The sequence below is a fragment of the Azospirillum canadense genome, assembly GCF_025961225.1.
Lineage (GTDB): Bacteria > Pseudomonadota > Alphaproteobacteria > Azospirillales > Azospirillaceae > Azospirillum > Azospirillum canadense.
Genome location: NZ_JAOQNG010000001.1, coordinates 1,440,133 through 1,461,689, shown reverse-complemented (window position 1 = coordinate 1,461,689; position 21,557 = coordinate 1,440,133). Strand labels below are relative to the sequence as shown.

The 21,557-nt window shown below is 68.6% G+C and carries 23 protein-coding genes; 8 read left to right on the top strand and 15 right to left on the bottom strand.

All coding sequences use genetic code 11. The annotated features are described in order from the left end of the window. Positions 1-14 precede the first annotated feature (14 nt). The 6 genes from M2351_RS06985 to M2351_RS06960 all read right to left on the bottom strand — a co-directional run bounded on the left by M2351_RS06985 (position 15) and on the right by M2351_RS06960 (position 4,256). Positions 15-608 (bottom strand): OmpA family protein, encoded by a 594-nt coding sequence (locus tag M2351_RS06985; RefSeq protein ID WP_264655388.1) that lies wholly within the window; start codon positions 606-608, stop codon positions 15-17. Positions 609-825: 217 nt separating this feature from the next. Then, positions 826-1,344 carry a gamma carbonic anhydrase family protein gene (locus M2351_RS06980; RefSeq protein WP_264655387.1) on the bottom strand — a complete coding sequence of 173 codons (519 nt, stop codon included), beginning with the start codon at positions 1,342-1,344 and terminating at the stop codon, positions 826-828. A gap of 122 nt (positions 1,345-1,466) precedes the next feature. Further along, positions 1,467-2,519, bottom strand: coding sequence for an N-acetyl-gamma-glutamyl-phosphate reductase (argC, locus tag M2351_RS06975; protein ID WP_264655386.1), 1,053 nt, complete (start codon positions 2,517-2,519; stop codon positions 1,467-1,469). 113 nt (positions 2,520-2,632) lie between these two features. After that, complete coding sequence (gene rpsI, locus M2351_RS06970; RefSeq protein ID WP_264655385.1) at positions 2,633-3,121, bottom strand: 30S ribosomal protein S9; 489 nt, start codon at positions 3,119-3,121, stop codon at positions 2,633-2,635. 4 nt (positions 3,122-3,125) lie between these two features. Further along, entirely contained in the window at positions 3,126-3,590 is a 465-nt protein-coding gene (gene rplM / locus M2351_RS06965) for a 50S ribosomal protein L13 (protein ID WP_264655384.1), read from the bottom strand. Between the two features lie 195 nt (positions 3,591-3,785). Beyond that, the gene (locus tag M2351_RS06960) at positions 3,786-4,256 is read right to left on the bottom strand and encodes a PaaI family thioesterase (protein WP_264655383.1); all 471 of its coding nucleotides are present in this window, start codon (positions 4,254-4,256) and stop codon (positions 3,786-3,788) included. Positions 4,257-4,535: 279 nt separating this feature from the next. Between M2351_RS06960 and M2351_RS06955 the strand changes: the two genes are divergently transcribed. The 3 genes from M2351_RS06955 to M2351_RS06945 are packed head-to-tail and all read left to right on the top strand — an operon-like array spanning position 4,536 to position 7,157. Beyond that, positions 4,536-5,342 (top strand): enoyl-CoA hydratase, encoded by an 807-nt coding sequence (locus M2351_RS06955; protein WP_264655382.1) that lies wholly within the window; start codon positions 4,536-4,538, stop codon positions 5,340-5,342. Further along, entirely contained in the window at positions 5,339-5,857 is a 519-nt protein-coding gene (locus M2351_RS06950) for a CoA-binding protein (protein ID WP_264655381.1), read from the top strand. The genes M2351_RS06955 and M2351_RS06950 overlap by 4 nt, the downstream gene beginning before the upstream one ends. Before the next feature lie 13 nt (positions 5,858-5,870). After that, positions 5,871-7,157, top strand: a complete 1,287-nt coding sequence (locus M2351_RS06945; protein ID WP_264655380.1) for an O-acetylhomoserine aminocarboxypropyltransferase — start codon at positions 5,871-5,873, stop codon at positions 7,155-7,157. Between the two features lie 162 nt (positions 7,158-7,319). Here the strand turns inward: M2351_RS06945 and M2351_RS06940 are convergent, their stop codons facing one another. Continuing rightward, entirely contained in the window at positions 7,320-8,531 is a 1,212-nt protein-coding gene (locus tag M2351_RS06940; protein ID WP_264655379.1) for an MFS transporter, read from the bottom strand. 100 nt (positions 8,532-8,631) lie between these two features. Continuing rightward, complete coding sequence (cutA, locus tag M2351_RS06935) at positions 8,632-8,970, bottom strand: divalent-cation tolerance protein CutA (RefSeq protein WP_264655378.1); 339 nt, start codon at positions 8,968-8,970, stop codon at positions 8,632-8,634. Positions 8,971-9,077: 107 nt separating this feature from the next. On the opposite strand from cutA, the gene M2351_RS06930 reads away from it, so the two are divergent. Beyond that, a complete protein-coding gene (locus M2351_RS06930) occupies positions 9,078-9,377 on the top strand; it encodes a hypothetical protein (protein WP_264655377.1) in 300 nt (99 codons plus the stop codon). 11 nt (positions 9,378-9,388) lie between these two features. On the opposite strand, the gene M2351_RS06925 is transcribed toward M2351_RS06930, so the two are convergent. Beyond that, the gene (locus tag M2351_RS06925) at positions 9,389-11,032 is read right to left on the bottom strand and encodes a sensor domain-containing diguanylate cyclase (RefSeq protein WP_264655376.1); all 1,644 of its coding nucleotides are present in this window, start codon (positions 11,030-11,032) and stop codon (positions 9,389-9,391) included. 134 nt (positions 11,033-11,166) lie between these two features. Beyond that, positions 11,167-12,180 (bottom strand): threonine-phosphate decarboxylase CobD, encoded by a 1,014-nt coding sequence (gene cobD, locus M2351_RS06920; protein WP_264655375.1) that lies wholly within the window; start codon positions 12,178-12,180, stop codon positions 11,167-11,169. A gap of 85 nt (positions 12,181-12,265) precedes the next feature. Here cobD and cbiB point away from each other — a divergent pair, with 85 nt between their 5' ends. Then, a complete protein-coding gene (gene cbiB / locus M2351_RS06915; RefSeq protein WP_264655374.1) occupies positions 12,266-13,225 on the top strand; it encodes an adenosylcobinamide-phosphate synthase CbiB in 960 nt (319 codons plus the stop codon). Between the two features lie 30 nt (positions 13,226-13,255). Here the strand turns inward: cbiB and M2351_RS06910 are convergent, their stop codons facing one another. The 3 genes from M2351_RS06910 to cobU are packed head-to-tail and all read right to left on the bottom strand — an operon-like array spanning position 13,256 to position 15,891. Continuing rightward, positions 13,256-14,743 carry a cobyric acid synthase gene (locus M2351_RS06910; RefSeq protein ID WP_264655373.1) on the bottom strand — a complete coding sequence of 496 codons (1,488 nt, stop codon included), beginning with the start codon at positions 14,741-14,743 and terminating at the stop codon, positions 13,256-13,258. A gap of 3 nt (positions 14,744-14,746) precedes the next feature. After that, positions 14,747-15,370, bottom strand: coding sequence for a cob(I)yrinic acid a,c-diamide adenosyltransferase (gene cobO / locus M2351_RS06905; RefSeq protein WP_264655372.1), 624 nt, complete (start codon positions 15,368-15,370; stop codon positions 14,747-14,749). After that, a complete protein-coding gene (gene cobU, locus M2351_RS06900) occupies positions 15,367-15,891 on the bottom strand; it encodes a bifunctional adenosylcobinamide kinase/adenosylcobinamide-phosphate guanylyltransferase (protein ID WP_264655371.1) in 525 nt (174 codons plus the stop codon). The genes cobO and cobU overlap by 4 nt, the downstream gene beginning before the upstream one ends. A 271-nt stretch (positions 15,892-16,162) precedes the next feature. Between cobU and M2351_RS06895 the strand changes: the two genes are divergently transcribed. Then, entirely contained in the window at positions 16,163-17,137 is a 975-nt protein-coding gene (locus M2351_RS06895; protein ID WP_264655370.1) for a UDP-glucuronic acid decarboxylase family protein, read from the top strand. A gap of 19 nt (positions 17,138-17,156) precedes the next feature. On the opposite strand, the gene M2351_RS06890 is transcribed toward M2351_RS06895, so the two are convergent. Beyond that, positions 17,157-17,660, bottom strand: a complete 504-nt coding sequence (locus tag M2351_RS06890) for a cupin domain-containing protein (protein WP_264655369.1) — start codon at positions 17,658-17,660, stop codon at positions 17,157-17,159. Positions 17,661-17,781: 121 nt separating this feature from the next. On the opposite strand from M2351_RS06890, the gene M2351_RS06885 reads away from it, so the two are divergent. After that, positions 17,782-18,462 (top strand): dienelactone hydrolase family protein, encoded by a 681-nt coding sequence (locus M2351_RS06885; protein WP_264655368.1) that lies wholly within the window; start codon positions 17,782-17,784, stop codon positions 18,460-18,462. An 81-nt stretch (positions 18,463-18,543) separates the two neighbouring features. Then, positions 18,544-19,365: an alpha/beta hydrolase gene (locus tag M2351_RS06880; RefSeq protein ID WP_264655367.1), complete on the top strand. Its 822-nt coding sequence runs from the start codon at positions 18,544-18,546 to the stop codon at positions 19,363-19,365. Between the two features lie 286 nt (positions 19,366-19,651). Here M2351_RS06880 and M2351_RS06875 read toward each other — a convergent pair whose 3' ends face one another. Next, on the bottom strand, positions 19,652-21,547 hold the full coding sequence (locus M2351_RS06875) for a response regulator (RefSeq protein WP_264655366.1): 1,896 nt from the start codon (positions 21,545-21,547) through the stop codon (positions 19,652-19,654). Positions 21,548-21,557 lie beyond the last annotated feature (10 nt).

Here is a 21,557-nt window from a genome sequence, read left to right as displayed (position 1 = left end):
GGAACGCCGCGTCGTTACGAGGACGGGGCGTTGGCGCCGCGCGGCAGGATCTGCGCACGACGGTTCGACGGCTCGCGGACGTTCGGGCCGGTCTGGACGAGCAACTGGCTCTCGCCCTTGCCCTCGGTGGTGATGTTGGTGGCCGGGATGCCCTTGGCGACCATGGACGACTTCACCGCCTCGGCGCGACGGACCGACAGGCGCTGGTTGTAGGCCGGCGAGCCCGACGTGTCGGTGTGGCCGATCACGTGGACGCGGGCGTTGGCGCCGCGGCCGATGGCGTTCACGGCATCGCCGATCACGCGGTCGGCGGCCGGGGTGATGTTCGACTTATCCCAGTCGAAGAACACCAGATATTCGGTCTGGGCGCGGGCGGCCGGGGCCGGGGCGACCGCCGGGGCGGCGGCCGGCGGGCACGGATAGCTGCCCTGGTGGATGGCGTAGCCGCCGGAGGCGGTACGGACCGGGGTGTTGCCCCAGCCGATGACGGGGTTGCACCACTCGGCGACGGTGCCGTCGACGGTCTGGGCCTGCGCACCGGCCGACAGGCCGATGGCGATAACAGCGGCCGGAACGACGGCCATGGTTGCGCGGATCAGGGTCTTCATGTTCTCCACTCCCTTCGAGATCCTCTCCCTACCGCTTGTCTCGCGGAGGACGAATCGTGCGAACGATAGGTCATTCCGCGTGCATGCGAAGTGACAAATCGCGAGACATGTGGGGTGAATCCGCGCGAAGACATCCCCTCCTGAAGTCCTAACCGTTTCGCTTCGGCGTCACTGTTGCTGCGTTGCAACACTTACGATCGGCGAAAAGTTGCGCAAGTTACGCGCCTCGGTAGGCCGCCGCGAGGGCGACGTAGTTCCGGACGTTGAGGGGGAAGAAGTCCAAATCTTTTTCAGTGAGGTTGCGAATCGGGCGCGCCGGGCTTCCGGCCCACAGCTCGCCGGTCCGCACGCGCTTGCCCGGCGTGACCAGCGCGCCGGCCGCGACCATGGCACCCGATTCGACGTGGGCGCCGTCCATGATGCAGGCCTTCATGCCGATGAAGCAGCCGCTGTCGATCGTGCAGGCGTGCAGCAACGCCATGTGCCCGACGGAGATGTCGTCGCCGATGTAGGTGCCCTGCCCCGCCGCCGCGACGTGAATGACGGTGCCGTCCTGGATGTTGGTGCGGGCGCCGATGCGGATCTCGTTCACGTCGCCGCGCACGGTGCAGCCGAACCAGACGCTGGTGTCCGGCCCGATCACGACGTCGCCGATCACCGTGGCGGTCGGCGCGATGTAGACGCTCGCGTCGATGGTCGGCGAAATGCCCTTGTAGGGCAGGATCAGGCCGGACATGGCGACTCCGGAAATGGGAGAACTTAGGTTGGGTGGAGCCGCAGGCACAACCCAACAGCGTCGCCGTGCGGTGCGTGTTAGGTTGCGCTGCGCTTCACCCAACCTACGGGTGGATCAAGTGGTTAGGGGAAGAGCGGAGCCTGCTCCAGGCCGGCGGTCTCGCCCAGGCCGAACATGACGTTCATGTTCTGGACGGCTTGGCCCGAGGCACCCTTCACCAGGTTGTCGATGACCGAGACGATGATGGCGCCGCGCGGGGTGCGGTCCGGGACGACGCCGATCAGCGCGTGGTTGGAGGCGCGGACATGCCGCGTCGCCGGGACGACGCCGGCCGGCGTGACGCCGACGAAGGGCTCGCTTTCGTAGCGCTTGACCAGGGCCTCGCGCAGATCGTCGGCGTTGGCGCCGTCGGCCATGCGGACGTAGATGGTCGCCATCATGCCACGGTTCATCGGCACGAGGTGCGGCGTGAAACTGACGGTGATCGGGCGGCCGGCGGCCAGCCGCAGCTCCTGCTCGATCTCCGGCATATGGCGGTGGTAGCCGACGCCGTAAGCGTTGAAGCCCTCCGACACCTCGGAGAAGAGGTTCTGCTGCTTGGCGTCGCGGCCGGCGCCCGACACGCCCGACTTGGCGTCGATGACGATCCCCCCCGGCTCGATCAGCTCCTCCATCAGCAGGGGCAGCAGCGGCAGCAGCGAGCAGGTGGGGTAGCAGCCGGGGTTGGCGACCAAGCGGGCCTTGCGCACGCCCTGCCGGTTGAACTCGGTCAGGCCGTAGGCGGCTTCCTTCTGCAGCTCCACGGCGCGGTGCTCATGCCCGTACCAGGTGGCGTATTCGGCCGGGTCGCTCAGCCGGAAATCGGCCGACAGGTCGACCACCTTCAGGTGCCGCGGCAGGCCGGCGATGACCTCCTGCGTGGTGCCGTGCGGCAGGGCGCAGAACACGGCGTCGAGCTTGTCCCACGACACCTCCTCGATCTTCACGAGGCCGGGCAGATTGTAGCTGCCCAGGTGCGGGAACACCTCGGCCATCGGCTTGCCCGCCTGTCGCTCGGCCGTCAGCGCGCAAATCTCGACGCCGGGATGGCGGAGAAGCAGGCGCACCAGCTCGGCGCCGGTGTAACCGGACGCGCCCAGGATGCCGACGCGGATCGGGGAGTTGCTGTTGGCCATGGAAGGGTATCCTCTCGACGCACAGGTAATGGAAGGCGCAGAAAGCAAGAAAGGGGCGCCCCGTCCGGGACGCCCCTCGCTTGTACAGTAGAAACGCGGGTCCGCGGTAGGCTTTAGCGCTTCGAGAACTGGAAGCTGCGGCGGGCCTTGGCGCGGCCGTACTTCTTACGCTCGACGACGCGGGCGTCGCGGGTCAGGAAGCCGGCGGCCTTCAGCGGCGGACGGAGCGCCGGCTCGAAGTAGGTCAGAGCCTTGGAGATGCCGTGGCGGACGGCACCGGCTTGGCCCGACAGACCACCGCCGGCGACGGTCACCATCACGTCGAACTGGTCGACGCGGTCGGTGATGCCGAACGGCTGGGCGATCATCATGCGCAGCACGGGGCGGGCGAAGTAGACTTCCTGGTCGCGGCCGTTGATGGTGATCTTGCCGGAGCCCGGCTTGATCCACACGCGGGCGACGGCGTCCTTGCGCTTGCCGGTGGCGTAGGCGCGGCCCTGGGCGTCCAGCTTCGGCGCGACGACTTCGGCGGAAGCGGCGGCCGGAACGGCGGCGCCGGCGAGGTCCTTCAGGCCGGAAAGGGTGGTGGTAACCTGAGCCATTGGATTACGCGCTCCGCTTATTCTTCGGGTTCATGGCGGCGACGTCGATCGCCACCGGCTGCTGCGCCTCGTGCGGGTGGGCAGCGCCCTTGTAGACCTTCAGGTGGGTCATGACCTTACGGCCGAGCGGACCGCGCGGAACCATGCGCTCCACGGCCTTCTCGATCACGCGCTCCGGGTACTTGCCGTCCAGGATCTGGCCCTTGGAACGGCCCTTGATGCCGCCCGGATAACCGGTGTGCCAGTAGAAGATGTCGTCCTGGCGCTTGTTGCCGGTCAGCTTCACCTTCTCCGCGTTGATCACGACGACGTGGTCGCCGCAATCCATGTGCGGGGTGTAGGTCGGCTTGGTCTTGCCGCGCAGGATGTTCGCCAGGATGCTGGCGAGCCGGCCGAGAACGAGGCCGTCGGCATCGACGACGTACCACTTCTTCTCGATGTCGGTCGGCTTCAGATTGAAGGTCTTCATCGCCACACTCGTTGACTAAACGTGGATCGGCGGGCCACCGATACTGGACGTTCAATCCCCGGGGCGCCGAAGCGGCCGGTTTTGTACGGTTTGGCCGACGCCCTGTCAATGGAAAAAATTCCGCGCGATATCAACGGCTTGCTGGAACGGTATTATAATACCCGAAAAGCAAAGCCGTTGATATTGTTGCACTTTTCAGTCAGCGTCGGGAGATTGGTATCCTGATACCGCGACGGACACGGGCTCGTGCGGGGGAATCGAATAGGTGCCGGTGACGTGCGCCACGGGCTGCGGATCGCCGTCGGAGAACAGCAGGACTTCGCCGTAGGCCAGCCGCTTGCCCATCTTCAGGATGCGGCAGTCCGCGGTGATGGCGACCGGCGCCGGGCGGCGCAGGAAGTTGATGGTCATGCTGGTGGTCACCGCCAGTTCCACCCGCCCGACGAGGCTCAGCACCGCGGCGTAGAGCGCCACGTCGGCCAGCCCGAACATGGCCGGGCCGGTCACGGTGCCGCCGGGGCGCACGAACTCGTCCTTGTAAGGCATGCGCATCCGGACGTTGCCGGCGCCCAGCTGCTCGATGGAGATTCCGTGGGCGCCGACCAGCGGGACGCCCTCCCGAATCAGGGCTTCGAGTTCGTCAGCTGTCATAGCGGGCTTGCTCATCCCTCACCCTTCCTTTGTTGGTCTTCGCTTGCCCCCGATTGTAGGCGACCGGCAGCAGGAATGCGCGGGCGGTATTCCCCACCGCATTGCAAGACATGTTTTCACACTAATTGGCGGATTTAAGTGTTGAACACGGCGGCGGCCTGTCGTCTGATAGGCTCGTCGCCTTATGGCAACTTCGTCAACGCGCCCGGTTCCGCGGCGGCCGGCGGCGGGGTAGTCTGCCCCTCCAATTGCCAAAAGAGCCAACCGCCGAGGTTGCCGGGAGGATTGATACCGATGAGCACAGCCCACCCCGCCACGTCATCGTCCGACGCCCTGGTCCTGCGCGAGGACCGCGACGGAGTCGCGAAGCTGACGCTCAACCGGCCGCAGGCGCGCAACGCGCTGTCGGTCGGGCTGATGGCCGCGTTGCAGGACCAGCTGGACGCGCTGCACAACGACCCGTCGGTGCGGGTGATCGTGCTGGCCGGGGCCGGTCCCGCCTTCTGCGCCGGGCACGACCTGAAGGAGATGCGCGCCTCTCCCACACGCGAGGCGTACGAGGCGCTGTTCGTCCAGTGCTCCCGCCTGATGCTGGCGATCAACCGGGTGCGCCAGCCGGTGATCGCCAAGGTGCACGGCATCGCCACGGCCGCGGGGTGCCAACTGGTCGCCACTTGCGACCTCGCCTACTGCGCCGACACTGCGCGCTTCGCCACGCCGGGCGTGAACATCGGCCTGTTCTGCTCCACCCCCATGGTGGCGCTGAGCCGCGCGGTCGGCCGCAAGGCGGCCATGGAGATGCTGCTGCTGGGCGACCTGATCGACGCCGCGGAGGCGGTGCGCATCGGCTTGGTCAACGGCTCCGTGCCGGCTGGGGAGCTGGACTCCAAGGTCCAGGCAGTCGCCGCCAAGATCGCGTCCAAGTCGTCGCTGACCGTGGCGACCGGCAAGGAGGCCTTCCACCGCCAGATCGACCTGGACGTGGAGCAGGCCTACGCCTACGCCGCCCGCGTGATGACCGAGAACATGATGGCCCGCGACGCCGCGGAGGGCATCGACGCCTTCATCGAGAAGCGCGCGCCGGTGTGGTGCGGCCAATGACCGTTCACCTGCCCCACCACGACGACTACAGCGACGACCACATCCGGGGCGTCCTGGACCGCGTGAAGACCATCGCCATCGTCGGCGCCAGCGCCGACCCGGTGAAGGCCAGCTTCTTCGTGCTGAAATACCTGCGCGACAAGGGCTACCGCGTCATCCCGGTCAACCCGAAGCTGGCCGGGCAGACCATCCTGGGCGAGCCGGTCTACGCCAGCCTGAAGGACCTGCCGGAGCCGCCGGACATGGTCGACATCTTCCGCAACGCCACCGCCGCCGCGGGCGTGACGGAGGAGGCGATCGCCGCCGGCGTCAAGGTCGTGTGGATGCAGCTGGGCGTGCGCAACGACGAGGCGGCGGCCCGGGCCGAGGCGGCCGGGCTGACCGTGATCATGAACCGCTGCCCGAAGATCGAGGTTCAGCGCCTGTTCCACGAAATCGGGCGCATCGGCGTCAACTCCAACATCCTGACGTCCAAGAAGACTGCACCCGCGAAAAGCTTCAAAAAATTGATGTAAGGGGAATCCGACCATGAGCGAGCAGAAGACCTTCGGTTTCGAAACCCGCGCCATCCACGCGGGCGCCGCCCCCGACCCGGCCACCGGCGCGCGCCAGACGCCGATCTACCAGACGACCAGCTTCGTCTTCGACGACGTGGACGACGCGGCGTCGCTGTTCAACCTGCAGAAGGTCGGCTTCATCTACTCGCGCCTGACCAACCCCACGGTCGCGGTGCTGGAGGAGCGGCTGGCGAACCTGGAGGGCGGTGCGGGCGCCACGGCGACCTCGTCGGGCCACGCCGCCCAACTGCTCGCCCTCTTCCCGCTGATGGAGCCGGGCGACGAGGTGGTCGCTTCGCAGAAGCTGTACGGCGGCAGCCTGAACCAGCTCGGCATCAGCTTCCCGCGCGCCTTCGGCTGGAAGTCGGTCTTCGTGGACACCGACAACCCGGAGAACGTCCGCGCCGCCATCACGGCGAAGACCAAGGCGATCTTCGTGGAAAGCCTCGCCAACCCCGGCGGCGTGGTGACCGACATCGAGGCCATCGCCAAGATCGCCGACGCCGCCGGCATCCCGCTGATCGTCGACAACACGCTGGCCACGCCCTACCTGATCAACCCGACCCAGTGGGGCGCCACGCTGGTCGTGCACTCCACCACCAAGTTCCTGTCTGGCAACGGCACCTCGGTCGGCGGCGTGGTGATCGACAGCGGTAAATTCGACTGGACCAAGTCCGGCAAGTTCCCCGCCCTGTCGGAGCCGGACGCCGGCTATCACGGGCTGAAGTTCCACGAGACCTTCGGCCATCTGGCCTTCACCATCCACGGCCACGCCGTCGGCCTGCGCGACCTGGGGCCGAGCCAGGCGCCGCTGAACGCCTTCCTGACCCTGAACGGCATCGAGACGCTGCCGCTGCGCATGCAGCGCCACAGCGACAGCGCCATGAAGGTCGCGCAGTTCCTGGAGGGCCACCCGGCGGTGAGCTGGGTCAGCTACGCGGGCCTGGAATCGTCCAAGTACAACGGCCTTGCGAAGAAGTACCTGCCGCGCGGCGCCGGCGCGGTGCTGACCTTCGGCGTGAAGGGCGGCTATGACGCTGGCGTGAAGGTGGTGGAGAACGTCCAGCTGCTGAGCCACCTCGCCAACATCGGCGACAGCCGCTCGCTGGTCATCCACCCGTCCTCGACCACGCACCGCCAGCTCTCGCCGGAGGCCCAGGCCAAGGCCGGCGCGGGGCCGGAGGTGATCCGCCTGTCGATCGGCCTGGAGACGGTGGAGGACATCATCGCCGACCTGGATCGGGCGTTGTCGGCGTAAAACCGGAGCTTTCCGATTGTTTTAAAGCCTCCTCTCTCCGCTTGGGAGAGGAGGCGGGATGCGGAAACAATTAATAACCACAGAGGCACAGAGGCACAGAGAAACCACGCCCTCTGTGTCTCCGTGTCTCTGTGGTGAAATTTACACTCAGACCGCCCTCGCCTACTCCGCCGGTGCCGGCACGGCCTCCGCCTTGCGGCCGCCGTCGCGGTCGGCGGGCAGCAGCAGCGCGGCCAGGAAGGCGATCAGCGCCAGGGCCGACAGGGTCACGTACAGCATCACGAACTCGCCGGTCCGCTCGTAGACGTAGGCGACCAGCTGCACGGCGATCGGGCCGGCGCCGAAGGACAGGATGAACTTGGCGCCGTAAGCGAGGCCGCGGTGCTTTTCCGGCGTGTAGCGGGCGAGCAGCAGGTTCTCCGCCGGGATCTGCACCTGGGAGGCGATCACCACCAACGCGGCGGCCCCAACCAGCGGCAGGTCGGCCAGCACCGCCACGGCCGCCATCATCGGAACCTGCACCAGCAGGCACAGCGTGTAGATGCGCTTCAGCGGGAACTTGTCGGCAAGGTGCCCGCCGATCAGCTGCGGCAGCGCGGCGACGAGATAGACCGCGGTGACCAGACCGCCGACGCCGAGCGTGCTGTCGCCCAGCAGATGGCTCAGTCGCGCCTCGAACAGCTTGGGCAACACGACCTGCATGCCGTTGAACATCAGACCGGCGCAGACCATCGTCACCGACAGCACGAAAAAGGCGCGGATCACGTCGCCGCGCGAGGCCTTCGGCTGCGGCTTCAGGTCACCCTTGCGGTCCTCCACCACGCCGACGGCGATCAGCACCGCCAGCAACACGCCCAGCCCCACGCAGATGGCGCCGGGGATCAGGAAGGCCGCGCGCCAGCCCAGCCATTCCGTCAGGCCGCCGGCCACCAGCGCGGCCGACGCGATGCCCACCGTGCCGAAGATGCCGAGATAGCCCAGCGCCTTGCCCCGGTTGACGGCGTTCTTCACCATCCAGGCCATGCCCACGGGGTGGTAGATGGACGACCCCAGCCCCAGCGCCGCCAGCGCCCACAGCAGGCTGGTCGGCCCCTCCGTCAGGCCGCAAGCCATGGTGCCGGCGCCGGTCACCAGGAAGAAGACCGCCATCATGCGGCACTCGCTCCAGCGGTCGCCCAGCCAGCCCGCCAGCGGCGCGCCGAGCCCGATCAGCAGCGCCCCCAGCGTCCACAGCCGGATCAGCTCGTCGTAGGGCAGATGCCATTCCCGCTCCAGCGCCAGCACGACGGTCAGGAACAGCGCGGACACGATGTGCATCAGCGCGTGGCCGATCCAGGAAAAGCCGATGGACAGGCGCGCTGACAGATCGGTCATGGGATATCTCCGCCCCCGGATGGATTGCCGATGAAACTGACACGCCGGCCGGGGGTGGTCCAATGCGCGCCGGACATGGCCGGCATGCGAACTGGAGACGCTAAGCGGTCCCGTCGCGCAACCAGTCGAGGTAGGCGGGGTTGCCGCGGCCGACCTTCAGTTCCACGACGCAGGGCACGTCGTAGCTGTGCAGTTCCCGCACCCGCGCGGCCAGCGGCTCGAACAGCGCGGCCCGGGTCTTGGCGATCAGCACCGATTCCGTCGCCTCCTCCACCGCGCCCTGCCAGCGGTAGATGGATGTCATGCCGTCCAGGATGTTGGTGCAGGCGGCCAGCCGTTCTTCGACCAGGGCGCGGCCGATGCGCCGCGCCTCCTCCGGCGAGCCCGCGGTGATGTAGGCGAAGACGACGTCGCCGTCTCCTTCCTCATGGCGTTCCATGCCGCACCTCTTTTTCGCCGGGCCGTGATGCGCCCTGCGCCGTTTGCGCGTAGACTGGGCCCATCTTTGCCACAGCCGCTTCCGACCGCAACAACCGCGAGACGATTATGGCCACGCCGCGCCGCCCCGGGTCCCGCCGCAAGCCCACCGACCAGCAGGCGGCTTGGCTCTGCCGCGGCCTGGACCAGCCCGGCGGCAAGCTGCCCCTGTTCGACGACACCGGCCAGCGGGTGAAGCGGCAGACCATCGAAAGCTGCCTGAAGGCTGGCTGGGCGGAGCGCTGGTTCCACAATCCCCTAAAGCCCGACTGGCTTGTCTGTCGCCTGACCGAGTCGGGCCGCAGCGCGATCCTCGACCGCTCCACGGTCATCGCGGTGGATTTCCAGCAGGGTGTGCGGGTGGAGTAAGGGATCGGGGATTACATACCCGGTTCGAACACGACGACGCGGTTGCGCCCTTCGCGCTTGGCACGGTAGAGCGCGAGGTCGGCGCGGTGGATGGCCTTTTCCAACGTGTCGCTGGAACCGTCCAGCGCCGAGATGCCGATGCTGGTAGTCAGGTGGAAACGGCCTTCCGGTCCGGGGATCGCCATGCGGGCCAGATGGCGCCGCACCCGTTCGGCCACCACGCGCGATTCGTCCGCCGTGGCGCCCGGCAGCACCACCACGAACTCCTCCCCGCCGAGACGGCCCAGGATGTCGTATTCGCGCAGGATCGACTGGCACCCGCCGGCCACCATGCGCAGCGCGTCGTCCCCAGTGGCGTGCCCATAGCTGTCGTTGATGCGCTTGAAATGGTCGACGTCCAGAACGAAGACCGACAGGGGTTCCTGGAAGCGATGGGCGCGGGCAAGCTGCGACCGCGCCAACTCCATGAAGGAGCGCCGGTTGTAGATGCCGGTCAGCGGATCGCGGGAGGCCATGTCGCGCAGGGCCTCCTCCATGTTGCGCCGTTCCGTGTAGTCGTAGATCCAGGCGAGGTTCACCTGCACGCCCTGGATCACCGCCTGGTTGACGGTGAACAGCGTCCAGAAGGACGAACCATCGGCGCGGCGGAACTGGATTTCCATGTTCACGACGGACCCGGACAGCCGCAGCCGCTCGATCACCCGTTCCCGCTGGTTGGAATCGAGGTAGTAGTCGCGCGCCTGCCGTCCGATCACGTCCTCGCGCGTCAGGCCGATCAGCTCGGCGAAGCGGGTGTTGACGAAGATGATGCGCCCGTTGTCGCGGCGCGACACGGACACGCCGATCGGGCTCTGCTCCAGGATGGTCTGGAGCCGCTCCTCGCTGGGCAGCCCCTCCGACAGGTCGTGGATCACGCCGACGATGCCGCCGAAATTGCCGGTGCTGTCGCAGTAGACCGCCTTGGTCAAGCTGGCCATGCGGGTGGACCCGTCGGCGAAGGGCACCGCCTCCTCGTAGCTGCGCTGCCCCCAGTTGACGACCAGTTCGCGGTCCTGCTCCTCATGCGCCTTGGCCATGCGCGGGTCCATCACCGCGAAGGCGGTCTTCTGGATGATCTTGCGCCGCGACAGCCCGGTGTAGCGTTCGAAGGAATCGTTGCAGTCGACATACTCCCCCTCCGCGTTCTTCACGAACACGGGCACGGGCAGCGTCTCGAACAGAACCTCCTTCATCAGCAGCTGGTCGCGCAGTGCGGCCTCGGCCCGGCGATGGTGGCTGACGTCGGTCAGGACGCGCAGGGTCAGCGCCTCGCCCCCAAGACCGCCAATGGAGGAATCTTCGATGATGCTCGCGGCCTCCGCCACCCAGACGGCCCCACCGTCCTGTCGGCGCAGCAGCCGTTCGCGGACTTCCGGCTCACCGGGGAGGTCGGCTCCACCATCCTGCGTTGCCAACCGGTTGAAATCGAGGCCCGGCAGGGACTCCGGCGCATGCCCCAACAGCCGGTGCAGGGCGGGGTTGGCATAAACGACCGTACCGTCCGGCGCGGTGACGCAGACGCCGGTAGGCAGCGCGTCGAACGCTTGCCACAGCGGCCCCCGCGTCTCCCCGGCGCCCCCCGCGGGACCCGTCGTTGTACCAACCGAATCAAGCATGGCGGCCCGATGTCATGGAAGATTCTTGCGCCGCGGCGGTCCGAACCGCCCATACGTTAGCCGAAGTGTGAATCGGTCCGTGTGTGCCATCTTGTCGCGCCGACAGAGTTGATCGCTCAAATCGTTGGCAATTGCTACGAATTTTTGACCGTTCGAACGGCATCCAGAAGGCGCGTGGTTGATTTGTCATCCTTCGGAAGCCCCAGCCTCAGCCAATCCGTCCGGTAGTCGAAGCGGCGCACGATCACCCCCGCGCGCCCCAGCGCATTGTACAACTCATGCGCGCCCGGCGTGCAAATTAGACGAAAGAGGGACGTGCCCCCGACGACCGGCAGGCCGGCGGCGATCAAACGCTTGTCCAGCCGATCTGCCTCCGCGTCCAGACGCGCCCGCGTCGCGGCGATCCACGCCGAATCCGCCAGGGCCGCGGTGGCGACGACCAGCCCCGGGCCCGACACCGCCCAGGGACCGACGGCGGCGCGCACCCTGCCGGCCAGCGCCGGCTCCGCGAGCAGGATGCCGAGGCGCAGCCCGGCCAGCCCGAAGAATTTCCCGAAGGAGCGCAGCACCAGCAGCCCCGGCCAGCCGGCGTGGGCGGAAACGCTCGCCGCCGGGGTCACGTCGGCGAAGGCCTCGTCCACCACCAGCCAGCCGCCGCGCGCGGACTGCCGGTCCGCCAGTTCCAGCAGGCGGTCGATGGGGACGATCCGGCCGTCGGGGTTGTTCGGGTTGACGATCACGATCACGTCCGCGTCCAGACCGTCCAGCCCCTCCACCAAGGCCACGCCGTGCCCGGCCGCCGTCCAAGCCGCGGCGTGCTCCGCGTAGGTCGGGCCGAGGACCGCGACGCTTCCCGCCGCGCGCAATCGCGGCAGCAGCTGGATCATTGCCTGCGAGCCGGAAGCCGCCGCGACCATGTCAGGGGACGGCACGCCGTAGCAGCCGGCCGCCGCGGCGCGCAGGCCGGATTCGGCCGAACGGGCGGGCAACCGGGTCCAGGCATCCGCGGGAATGGCGGGCAAGGGATAGGGCCAGGGATTGATTCCGGTCGACAGATCGACCCAGGGCTCCGGCGCATCGGGAAAGGCGGCCCGCGCGCGGTCCAGGTCACCGCCATGGATGATGGGGGGAATGATGCCCGGCTTCATCGTGCCACCTTCATCGTGCCCTTGGTGAATCCCGCCGTTTCCGCCATGATCGCGCCCCTTCCCTCCCCCGTCAGGATCCCGTGCCGTGGAGCTTCATCCGTTCGTGCTCGCCGTCGCCCTCGTCGTCGAGGCCGCCGTCGGCTATCCGGACGCACTGTACGCCCAAATCCGCCACCCCGTGGTGTGGATCGGCGCGCTTATCGCCCATCTCGACCGCGCCCTCAACCGGGAGAGTGACGGCTTCGACCTGCGGAAGGCGATGGGCGTGCTGGCGGTGGTTGTCCTGCTGCTGGTGGTCGGCGGCGTCGCGGCGGCGGTGGCGTGGCTGTGCCGGCATCTGCCCTTCGGCGGGATCGTGGAGGCGGCGCTGGCCTCCACTCTGATCGCGCAGCGGAGCCTTTACGAGCATGTGGCGGCCGTCGCCATGGCCTTCCGCACCGGAGGACTCGACGCGGCGCGGAAGGCGGTGTCGCGCATCGTCGGCCGCAACCCGGCCACGCTGGACGAGCATGGGGTGTGCCGCGCCGCCATCGAGAGCCTGTCGGAGAACTTCTCCGACGGAGTCGTCGCGCCGGCCTTCTGGCTGCTGGTCGGCGGGCTGCCGGGGGTCGCGCTCTACAAGGCCATCAACACCGCCGACAGCATGATCGGCCACCGCACGCCCCGGCACGAGGCGTTCGGCTGGGCCGCCGCCCGGCTGGACGACTTGGTGAACCTGCCCGGCTCCCGCCTGACAGCGGTGCTGATCACGCTCGCCGCCCGATTCACGGCGGGGGCCGATGCCGCGGAGGCGTGGCGTTCCGTCCGCCGCGACGCCCACCGCCACCGCTCCCCCAACGCCGGCTGGCCGGAGGCCGCCATGGCCGGTGCGCTGGACCTGCGGCTGGGCGGGCCGCGCGTCTACGGCTCCGTGCGGATCGAGGACGCCTGGATGGGTCCTGGCCGCACCGCCGCGACCCCGCAGGACATCGACCGTGCGCTGTTCCTCTACCGCCGCGCCTGCCTGGCGCTGATCGTCGGCGCGCTGGTGTTGGCGGTGGTGTAGGGGACCAGATCCTACGAACCTACGCGACGGTCAGCCCGCCACCGCGAGCAGGCCGTCCACGTCTAGGTGCGTTTCCAGCCGGTCCGCGACGCTATCCAGCGCCCGCTCCACCGTGTCCTGGTAGGAGACGCCGGACGGCGTGGCCCCGAGCCGGCCAAGGAAGGCGGCGCGGAAGCCGTCGGCGGTGAACAGGCCGTGGAGGTAGCAGCCCATCGCCCGCCCGTCGACCGACATGGCACCGTCGGTCTGGCCGTCGGCCAGGGTCAGCATCGGGCGGGCGCGGTCCGGCCCGTCTGTGCGGCCCATGTGCATCTCATAGCCGGCAACGGCGGCGCCGGTGCTGTGCTCGGTGCCCTGCGCCTCCTCCAGCACCTTGGGGCCCTTCAGCACCGTCTCGACGTCGAGCAGGCCGAGGCCGGCGGCGTCGCCGGGCGGTCCCTCGATCCCCTCCGGGTCGGCGATGCGGCGGCCGAGCATCTGGTAGCCGCCGCAGATGCCGAGCACCCGCCCGCCGCGCCGCCAGTGGGCCAGCAGGTCCACGTCCCAGCCCTGGGCGCGCAGCACGGCGAGGTCGGCGATGGTCGCCTTGGTGCCGGGCAGGATGATCAGGTCGGCGTCGCCGGGCAGCGGTTGGCCGCGCGGCACCATGGTCAGCGCGACGTCGGGCTCCTGCGCCAGCGGGTCGAAGTCGTCGAAGTTGGCGATGCGCGACAGCATGGGCACGGCGACCTTCAGCCGCCCGCCGCTCCGGGTCTTCCAGGTGTCGAGCGCGACCGCATCCTCGGCCGGCAGAAGGGCGGCCTCCCCCAGCCAGGGCACGACGCCGAAGGAGCGCCAGCCGGTCCGCTCCGCGATGATCGACAGGCCGCTGTCGAACAGACGGACGTCACCGCGGAACTTGTTGATCAGGAAGCCCTTCACCCGCGCCTGCTCGTCGGGCGGCAGCAGCGCGTGGGTGCCGACGAGGCTGGCGATCACCCCGCCGCGGTCGATGTCGCCGACCAGCAGCACGGGCACGTCCGCCGCCGTGGCGAAGCCCATGTTGGCGATGTCGCCGGCGCGCAGGTTGACCTCCGCAGGACTCCCCGCACCTTCCACCACCACGATGTCGGCTTCGCCCTTCAGGCGGGCGAAGCTGTCGAGCACGGTGGGGAGCAGCTGCCCCTTGCGCGACTGGTAGTCGCCGGCCTTGGCCGTGCCGACGACCTGGCCGCGGACCACCACCTGGGATCCCACCTCCGACTGCGGTTTCAGCAGGACGGGGTTCATGTGGACCGACGGAGCGACGCCGCAGGCCCGTGCCTGCAAGGCCTGGGCGCGGCCGATCTCCCCGCCGTCGGCGGTGACGGCGGCGTTGTTCGACATGTTCTGCGGCTTGAAGGGCCGCACGGACAGCCCGCGCCGTACCAGCGCGCGGCACAGCCCGGCGACCAGCAGGGACTTGCCGACGTCGGAGCCCGTCCCCTGGAGCATGATCGCGCGCGGCGGAGTCTGTTGCGGCGGCGTCCGTCCGGCCATGGCTCAGAACTCGATGCCGGGCTGGGCCTTGATGCCGGCCTGGAAGGGGTGCTTGACCAGCGTCATCTCGGTCACGAGGTCGGCCGCCTCCACCAACTCCGGCTTCGCGGTGCGGCCGGTGACCAGAACGTGCAAGCCCGGACGCCGGCCGGTCAGCACGGGCAGCACCTCGGCAACGGGCAGATAGTCCATGCGCAGCACGATGTTCAGCTCGTCCAGCACGATCAGGCTGTATTTGGGATCGGCCATCAGCTCCTGCGCCTTGGCCCAGGCAGCCTTGGCGGCGGCGATGTCGCGGGCGCGGTCCTGCGTCTCCCAAGTGAAGCCCTCGCCCATCGTGTAGAAGTCCACGAGGTCGTCGAAGCGTTCCAGCGCCACGGTCTCGCCGGTCGACCAGGCGCCCTTGACGAACTGCACGACCCCGACGCGCTGGCCGTGGCCGGCGGCGCGCAGGATCAGGCCGAAGGCCGCGGTGGATTTGCCCTTGCCGTTGCCGGTGTTGACCATCAGGAGGCCCTTCTCCTCCGTCTTGCTGGCCATCACGCGGTCGCGCAGCGCCTTGCGGCGCTTCATTTTCTCGGCATGCCGGGCGTTGGTTTCGGCCTCATTCGGCGCATCTTCGGTCATGGTCTCTCCCCTTTCAGCACCATCGGCAGCCCCGCGGCGACGAAGACCACCCGGCCGGCCAGCGCCGCCACGTCCTGGTGCAGGCGCCCGGCATGATCGCGGAAGCGGCGGGCCAGCGCGTTGTCCGGCACGATGCCCAGCCCGACCTCGTTCGACACCAGCACCACTCGCCCCCCGACCGCGGCCAACGTCTCCAGAAGCTGCGCGGAATGGGCGGGAATGTCGGCCTCATCCATCATCAGGTTGGACAGCCAGAGCGTCAGGCAATCCACCAGCACGTTGGTGCCCGGCACGGCGTGGCGGCGCAAGACGCCGGAAAGGTCCAGCGGCTCCTCCACCGTCATCCAGCCGGGGCCGCGATCCTGTTGGTGGCGGGCCACGCGGTCGGCCATCTCCTCGTCCCAGACCTGCGCGGTGGCGATGTAGACGCGCGGGCCGGGCATGGCGGTGACGAGCGCTTCCGCATGGCGGCTCTTGCCGGACCGGGCACCGCCCAGAACCAAGGTGAGGTCGGTGCTCATGGTGCCGGTGCTCATAACGATGGCGCACCCCGTGGCTGCGAAGGCCGGATGGTTAGCGCAAAAGCCCTCCCCTTGCAAACCGCCTTCCGCACGGCACCGACGGCCGCGGTTCGGAGGGAATATGTCGAAAGGGGAAATGAACATCGGATTCATCCGGGCGTTGCGCATGGACGCCCGGTCGAGCCCCCGGTGGGATCGCGATCGGAACAAACACCAACGGATGGACGATCACCGGACGGTCTGGTGACCGCCGTCAACAGCGAGGAACACCGTGAAGACGTTTGCTTCAAAACGCGTTCTGGTCACCGGTGGTGCGGGCTTCCTCGGCTCGCACCTGTGCGAGCGCCTGCTGGCGGACGGGTGCGAGGTGCTGTGTGTGGACAACTACTTCACCGGCACGCGCGACAACGTCGTCCACCTGCTGTCGCATCCGCGTTTCGAACTGATGCGGCACGACGTCACCTTCCCGCTCTATGTCGAGGTCGACGAGATCTACAATCTCGCCTGCCCGGCCTCCCCGGTCCACTACCAGCATGATCCCGTGCAGACGACCAAGACCAGCGTGCACGGCGCCATCAACATGCTGGGCCTCGCCAAGCGGCTGAACGCGCGGATCTTCCAGGCGTCCACCAGCGAGGTCTACGGCGACCCGGAGGTGCACCCGCAGCCGGAGGATTACCGCGGCAACGTGAACCCGATCGGCCCGCGCGCCTGCTACGACGAGGGCAAGCGCTGCGCGGAGACGCTGTTCTTCGACTATCACCGCCACTGCGGCCTGTCGATCAAGGTCGCGCGGATCTTCAACACCTACGGACCGCGCATGCACCCCAACGACGGCCGCGTGGTGTCCAACTTCATCGTGCAGGCCCTGGAAGGCAAGCCGATCACCATCTACGGCGACGGATCGCAGACCCGCTCCTTCTGCTACGTCGACGACCTGATCGAGGGGTTCGTCCGGTTGATGAACTCGCCGGCCGACATCACCGGTCCCATCAACCTCGGCAACCCTGGGGAGTTCACGATCCTGGAACTGGCCGAGGCGGTCATCCGCCTGACGGGGTCCAAGTCCAAGATCGTCCACCACCCGCTGCCCCAGGACGACCCAAAGCAGCGCCAGCCCGACATCACGCGGGCGAAGACCCTGCTCGACTGGAAGCCGACGATCCCGCTGGAGGAGGGCCTGCGCCGCACCATCGCCTATTTCGAGATGCAGATCAACCGGCAGAAGGTCCGCCCGGCCGAATGACCGGCCGGGCGACCGGCCGTTACCACGGCGTTCCGTCGCGGTGGTAGTAGCGGTTGTCCTCGCTGCGGTAGACGAGGTCTTCGTCGGGGTAGAAGGCGTCGTCTCCCGGCGCGCGGTCGCCGACCTCCAGATAGACGGCGGGCGCGCCGGACCGGTTGACCAGATGGTGGCCGTCCGGCCGGCCCGACGGGAATCCCGCGCACATGCCCGGCCGCAGCACCGTCTCGCCCGCGTCGGTGACGAGCGTCAGTTCCCCTTCCAACACATAGACGAACTCGTCTTGGTTGGTGTGCCAGTGGCGGAGCGCCGAGGCCGACCCGGGATCGAGCCGCGTCAGGTTGACGCCGAAACGTGTCAGGCCGAGCGGGTTGCCGAGCCGCTTGCGCGTGCGTCCGGCGACCGCTGCCAGGAACGGTTCCGGGTAGCCGCTGGCGCCGGTCTTTGCCTCCAGCGTCGCGGGATCGAGGATGGGTGGAACCGGTCGCAGGCTTTCGGTTTCGGTGGACGGACCATCTGCAGACACAGGGCGTCTCCCTTCATGCAGGTTCAGTTCCTATCTTGACCATAAGATTACATGGGGCGGCACCGACCGGCCAGCCGGGCTGTTGATCCGTCCAACATCTTAACGGCAGGGGGACGCACGCATGGATCCGAAGGCAGGCGAACCGAACATCCGCATACCGCCGCTGAACCTCCCCGGATCCCTTGACGTGCCGGACGGGTTTTCCGCAGCCGTCCTGTTCGCCCACGGCACGGGCGTCAACAGCGGGCGCTGCAGCCCGCGCAATCTCCACGTCGCCGCCAAGCTGCGGGAGGCCGGCTATGCCACCCTCCTGATGGATCTGCTGACCGAGGAGGAGAAGGCCGATCCCGCCAACGACTTCGACGTCCACCGCCTTGCGGAACGGCTGATCCAGGCGACGCGCTTCCTGAGGTCGGAAACCGCCGTCGAGCAGAAGCCCGTCGGATTCTTCGGCGGCGCCACTGGGGCCGCCACGGCGCTGATCGCCGCGGGCCGCGCGGCCGAGCACGACGGCATCGGCGCGGTCGTCTGCCGCGGCGGGCGTCCCGACCTTGCGGAGGCGTGGCTGGACGGGGTGGCCGCCCCCACGCTTCTGATCGTCGGCAGCAAGGACGCCACGGCGCTGGACCTGAACAGCGACGCCTTCTCCCGCCTGCACTGCGTCAAGGCGCTGGAGGTCGTGCCCGGCGCGGGGCGCCTGTTCGAGGAACCGGGCAAGCTCGACATGGTCTCCGACTCCGCGCGGGGATGGTTCGACAGCCATCTGCTCAAGGCGGATTTTCTCAAGGCAGACAACGGCTGAGCGCGGGTGGACAGGGATACCGTCCGGATCTAGGTGATGGGCGGCCCTGTCCGCCGCTGGCTTCTCCTGACCGGATTATTCATGCCGCAGCTCGAAATTCTCAGCCGGAAGCCCTCCGGCCCCGCCAGACCCGTGCCCCTGCTGTTCGTCCACGGTGCCTTCTGCGGTGCCTGGATTTGGGCCGAGAAGTTCCTGCCCTGGTTCGCCGACCAGGGCTGGGAGGCCCACGCCGTGTCCCTGCGCGGCCATGGCGGCAGCCCGGGACGCGAGCGCCTGCACAGCTTCGGCATTTCGGATTTCGTGGAGGACGTGCTGGCCGCCGTGGAGCGCTGCGGGGCGCCGCCGGTGCTGATCGGCCACTCCATGGGCGGCATGATGGTCCAGCGGACGCTGCTGCGCCGCAAGCTGCCCGGCGCGGTGCTGATGGCTTCGGCGCCGCCGCATGGCTTGTGGGAATCGACTGTCGGGCTCGCCTGGCGGTCCCCCTACGTGTTCCAGCAGATGGGCATGCTGATGACCTTCGGGGCGAACGCCATCGATCCGGAAGCGATTCGCCGCGCCATGTTCTCCGACGCCATGCCGGCCGCGGAGGCGCGGCGCTATGAGCCCTACCTCCAGGAGGAATCGCGCCGCGTCCTGATGGACATCGGCGGCTGGATCCCCTTCCCGCCCCTGCCCGACCGCAGCATCCCCGTCGCCGTCCTGGGCGCCGGACACGACCTGCTGTTCCCCGCCGACCAGGTGCGCGCCACCGCCCGCGCGTTCCGGACGGAGCCGGTCTTCTTCCCTGCCATGGGCCACGCCATGATGCTGGAACAGGGGTGGGAGACGGTAGCAAGCCACATCGCCGGCTGGGTCGAAAAGACCACGGCGCGGGAGGGGCAGCGCGAAGCGGCGGATTGAGAAAGGCAACGGGTTGTATTATCTTGAGAGGAAGCCGGGGAGCGGCGCCAACCGCACCCCGGCCCTTCCTCACTTCAGCGTGAGTTCCCAGCGGATCTTGAACCGCAGGGGCTTGCGCCGAAACAGGAAGAGAAACGATGACGTCAGCATCGTGTTCTCCGTCTGTTGCGTCGGCCGGGCCAATTCCCGGCCGACCGCCAGAGGCTAAGGGCCCCCCACAGACACAACAAGCGTTCGAATACATCCGCGTGCGTCTCGCGCCCCGCGCGTATTGACGCACAGAAGGCTAAGCCGCCGGCGTTCCTTTCTGGGTCAGCACCAGGAAGATCTTGTCCTCCAGCTGCTCCGGCGTGAAGGGCTTGGCGATGTAGGCGCTGACGTTGAAGGCGAGCGCGCGCTGCACCGCCTTCAGCGTGGCGAGCGCCGTGACCATCAGGAACGGCAGGTCGTGCCGCGTCTCCCGAACGCGCTTCAGCACGTCGAGCCCGCTCGCCTTCGGCATCATCCAGTCGCAGACGATCAGGTCGTAGCGGGCCTCCGGCGCGGCCAACCGGTCGAGCGCGTCCTGGCCATCGACCGCCGTGTCGATGTGCCCGATGCCGAGGTCCTGCAGCACCGACGCGACGAAGCGGCGCGGCCCCTCCTCGTCGTCGACCACGAGCGCGCGCAGGCTGCCCAGGTCGATGAACGGCACGCCGACCTCCGCCAACGCCCCGCGCAGCCAGGAGGCGCGCGCCGACCGTTCCTTGCCCCCCGCCGCCCCGAGCAGGAAGGACCGCACGAAGCGCGGGCGGTGGACCTGCCGGTAGAGCAGCTTCGCCACGCCCGTGCGGCTCTTGCCCGTGCAGAAGGCGCCTTCCCCGGCCAGCCGCACCATGTCGAGCACGAGGTCGGGGTTCGGTTCCTCCTTGGCCTGGAGGGGGCCGAGCAGGCGCTGGGTGCGGATGAAGGCGTTCTGGATCTCGTCCACCTGCTGCGCCATGGCGGCGCGGTCGTCCTCCGGAAAGTCGCTGTCGAGGACGAGCTTCTGCACCTCGCCCAAGCCCTTCAGCTTGTCGTGCCGCTCCTTCCAGCAGTCGAGCAGGCGTCCCGCGAAGTCGCGGCCGTCGAAGAACTGGCGCACGTAGCCGTTGACCGCGCGGGCCGCACTGGGCGACAGGGGCATCTTCTGCAGGACGAACAGAATGCGAAGCTTCTGCATCAGGCTCCGCCCCTTCGTGATCTCCGGCAGCGTATCCTCGTTGACCAGCAGCGCGGTCCGCCGTTGCAGGGACGCCTCGGTCCGCTCGCCCCCGAAATAGCCCTCGCCCGTGCGCAGCCGCTGCGCCAGCTGGCTGAGCGCCATGATCTCCCGCTGCACCGCCTCGATCCCGAACAGGTCGCCGGAGCTGGTGATGGTGAAGCGGTGGGGCTTCGACAGCTCCCGCCGCAGCGCGACGATCAGGCCGTCGCACAGGGCGGGCATCGCCGTGCGCCGGATCAGCCGTTCGAGCCCCGCCAGCGCGGAGGGTGCCGTGTCGGGCAGGGTCCGGTCGCCGACGATCAGCGTGACGATCATCTCCACGAGGTCGGCGAAGGGCGCGTCCTGCGCGCAGGAGGCCGTGCCGCTGTCGCTGCGGACGATTTCCCCCAGCAACCGGTCGATGGGGGCGAGTGCGTCCGCATCCTCCGTCTCGGCGCCGAGGTCGAGCAGAAGCCGCGCCTTCTCGGCGAAGCTGCGCCCCTGGTACAGGTGCGTGGTCAGGGCCGCGTCCACCCGGAAACGGCCGCTGAAGCTGTCCGTTCCGCCGGTCAGGCGGGCCACCGCGGCGGCGTAGGTGGCGGGCGTCAGGTCGGGCGGCAGGGCGTCCTTCAGCCGTTCCCGGGTCAGGCGGGCCACCTCGTTGACGAGCGCGGTCAGCGCGCCCTTGCGGTCCATCGCCCGTTCCGCCTGCTGGAGGATGGCGACGAAGGTCGGCGTGTTGGACAGGCTCTGCTGGTGCTTGGGCGAGTGGAGCAGTTCGGTCGGCGTCAGGGCGTTCTCGTCGAAGAAGCGCTGGCAGTAGCGGCCGATCGTGTCCCGGGCCTGCGCCGTGTAGAACTCGTCCGGTTCGCGGCAGACGGGCGCATCGGCCCCGCCGTCGGGGTCCGCATGCCCCGCGTCCAGGGGTGCGACGACGTCCGCTGTGGTGGGTCCCGTCATGTCCGCCGCA

Excerpts from the sequence above, each read along its gene's own strand:
- M2351_RS06945 (WP_264655380.1), top strand. The coding sequence starts at position 5,871 with ATGAGCGAGCAGAAGACCTTCGGTTTCGAAACCCGCGCCATCCACGCG.
- M2351_RS06985 (WP_264655388.1), bottom strand. The coding sequence starts at position 608 with ATGAAGACCCTGATCCGCGCAACCATGGCCGTCGTTCCGGCCGCTGTT.
- M2351_RS06875 (WP_264655366.1), bottom strand. The coding sequence starts at position 21,547 with ATGACGGGACCCACCACAGCGGACGTCGTCGCACCCCTGGACGCGGGG.
- M2351_RS06925 (WP_264655376.1), bottom strand. The coding sequence starts at position 11,032 with ATGCTTGATTCGGTTGGTACAACGACGGGTCCCGCGGGGGGCGCCGGG.
- M2351_RS06940 (WP_264655379.1), bottom strand. The coding sequence starts at position 8,531 with ATGACCGATCTGTCAGCGCGCCTGTCCATCGGCTTTTCCTGGATCGGC.
- M2351_RS06955 (WP_264655382.1), top strand. The coding sequence starts at position 4,536 with ATGAGCACAGCCCACCCCGCCACGTCATCGTCCGACGCCCTGGTCCTG.
- M2351_RS06980 (WP_264655387.1), bottom strand. The coding sequence starts at position 1,344 with ATGTCCGGCCTGATCCTGCCCTACAAGGGCATTTCGCCGACCATCGAC.
- cobD (WP_264655375.1), bottom strand. The coding sequence starts at position 12,180 with ATGAAGCCGGGCATCATTCCCCCCATCATCCATGGCGGTGACCTGGAC.
- M2351_RS06880 (WP_264655367.1), top strand. The coding sequence starts at position 18,544 with ATGCCGCAGCTCGAAATTCTCAGCCGGAAGCCCTCCGGCCCCGCCAGA.
- cutA (WP_264655378.1), bottom strand. The coding sequence starts at position 8,970 with ATGGAACGCCATGAGGAAGGAGACGGCGACGTCGTCTTCGCCTACATC.
- cobO (WP_264655372.1), bottom strand. The coding sequence starts at position 15,370 with ATGACCGAAGATGCGCCGAATGAGGCCGAAACCAACGCCCGGCATGCC.
- cobU (WP_264655371.1), bottom strand. The coding sequence starts at position 15,891 with ATGAGCACCGACCTCACCTTGGTTCTGGGCGGTGCCCGGTCCGGCAAG.
- M2351_RS06950 (WP_264655381.1), top strand. The coding sequence starts at position 5,339 with ATGACCGTTCACCTGCCCCACCACGACGACTACAGCGACGACCACATC.
- M2351_RS06885 (WP_264655368.1), top strand. The coding sequence starts at position 17,782 with ATGGATCCGAAGGCAGGCGAACCGAACATCCGCATACCGCCGCTGAAC.
- M2351_RS06960 (WP_264655383.1), bottom strand. The coding sequence starts at position 4,256 with ATGAGCAAGCCCGCTATGACAGCTGACGAACTCGAAGCCCTGATTCGG.
- rplM (WP_264655384.1), bottom strand. The coding sequence starts at position 3,590 with ATGAAGACCTTCAATCTGAAGCCGACCGACATCGAGAAGAAGTGGTAC.
- M2351_RS06930 (WP_264655377.1), top strand. The coding sequence starts at position 9,078 with ATGGCCACGCCGCGCCGCCCCGGGTCCCGCCGCAAGCCCACCGACCAG.
- rpsI (WP_264655385.1), bottom strand. The coding sequence starts at position 3,121 with ATGGCTCAGGTTACCACCACCCTTTCCGGCCTGAAGGACCTCGCCGGC.
- M2351_RS06910 (WP_264655373.1), bottom strand. The coding sequence starts at position 14,743 with ATGGCCGGACGGACGCCGCCGCAACAGACTCCGCCGCGCGCGATCATG.
- argC (WP_264655386.1), bottom strand. The coding sequence starts at position 2,519 with ATGGCCAACAGCAACTCCCCGATCCGCGTCGGCATCCTGGGCGCGTCC.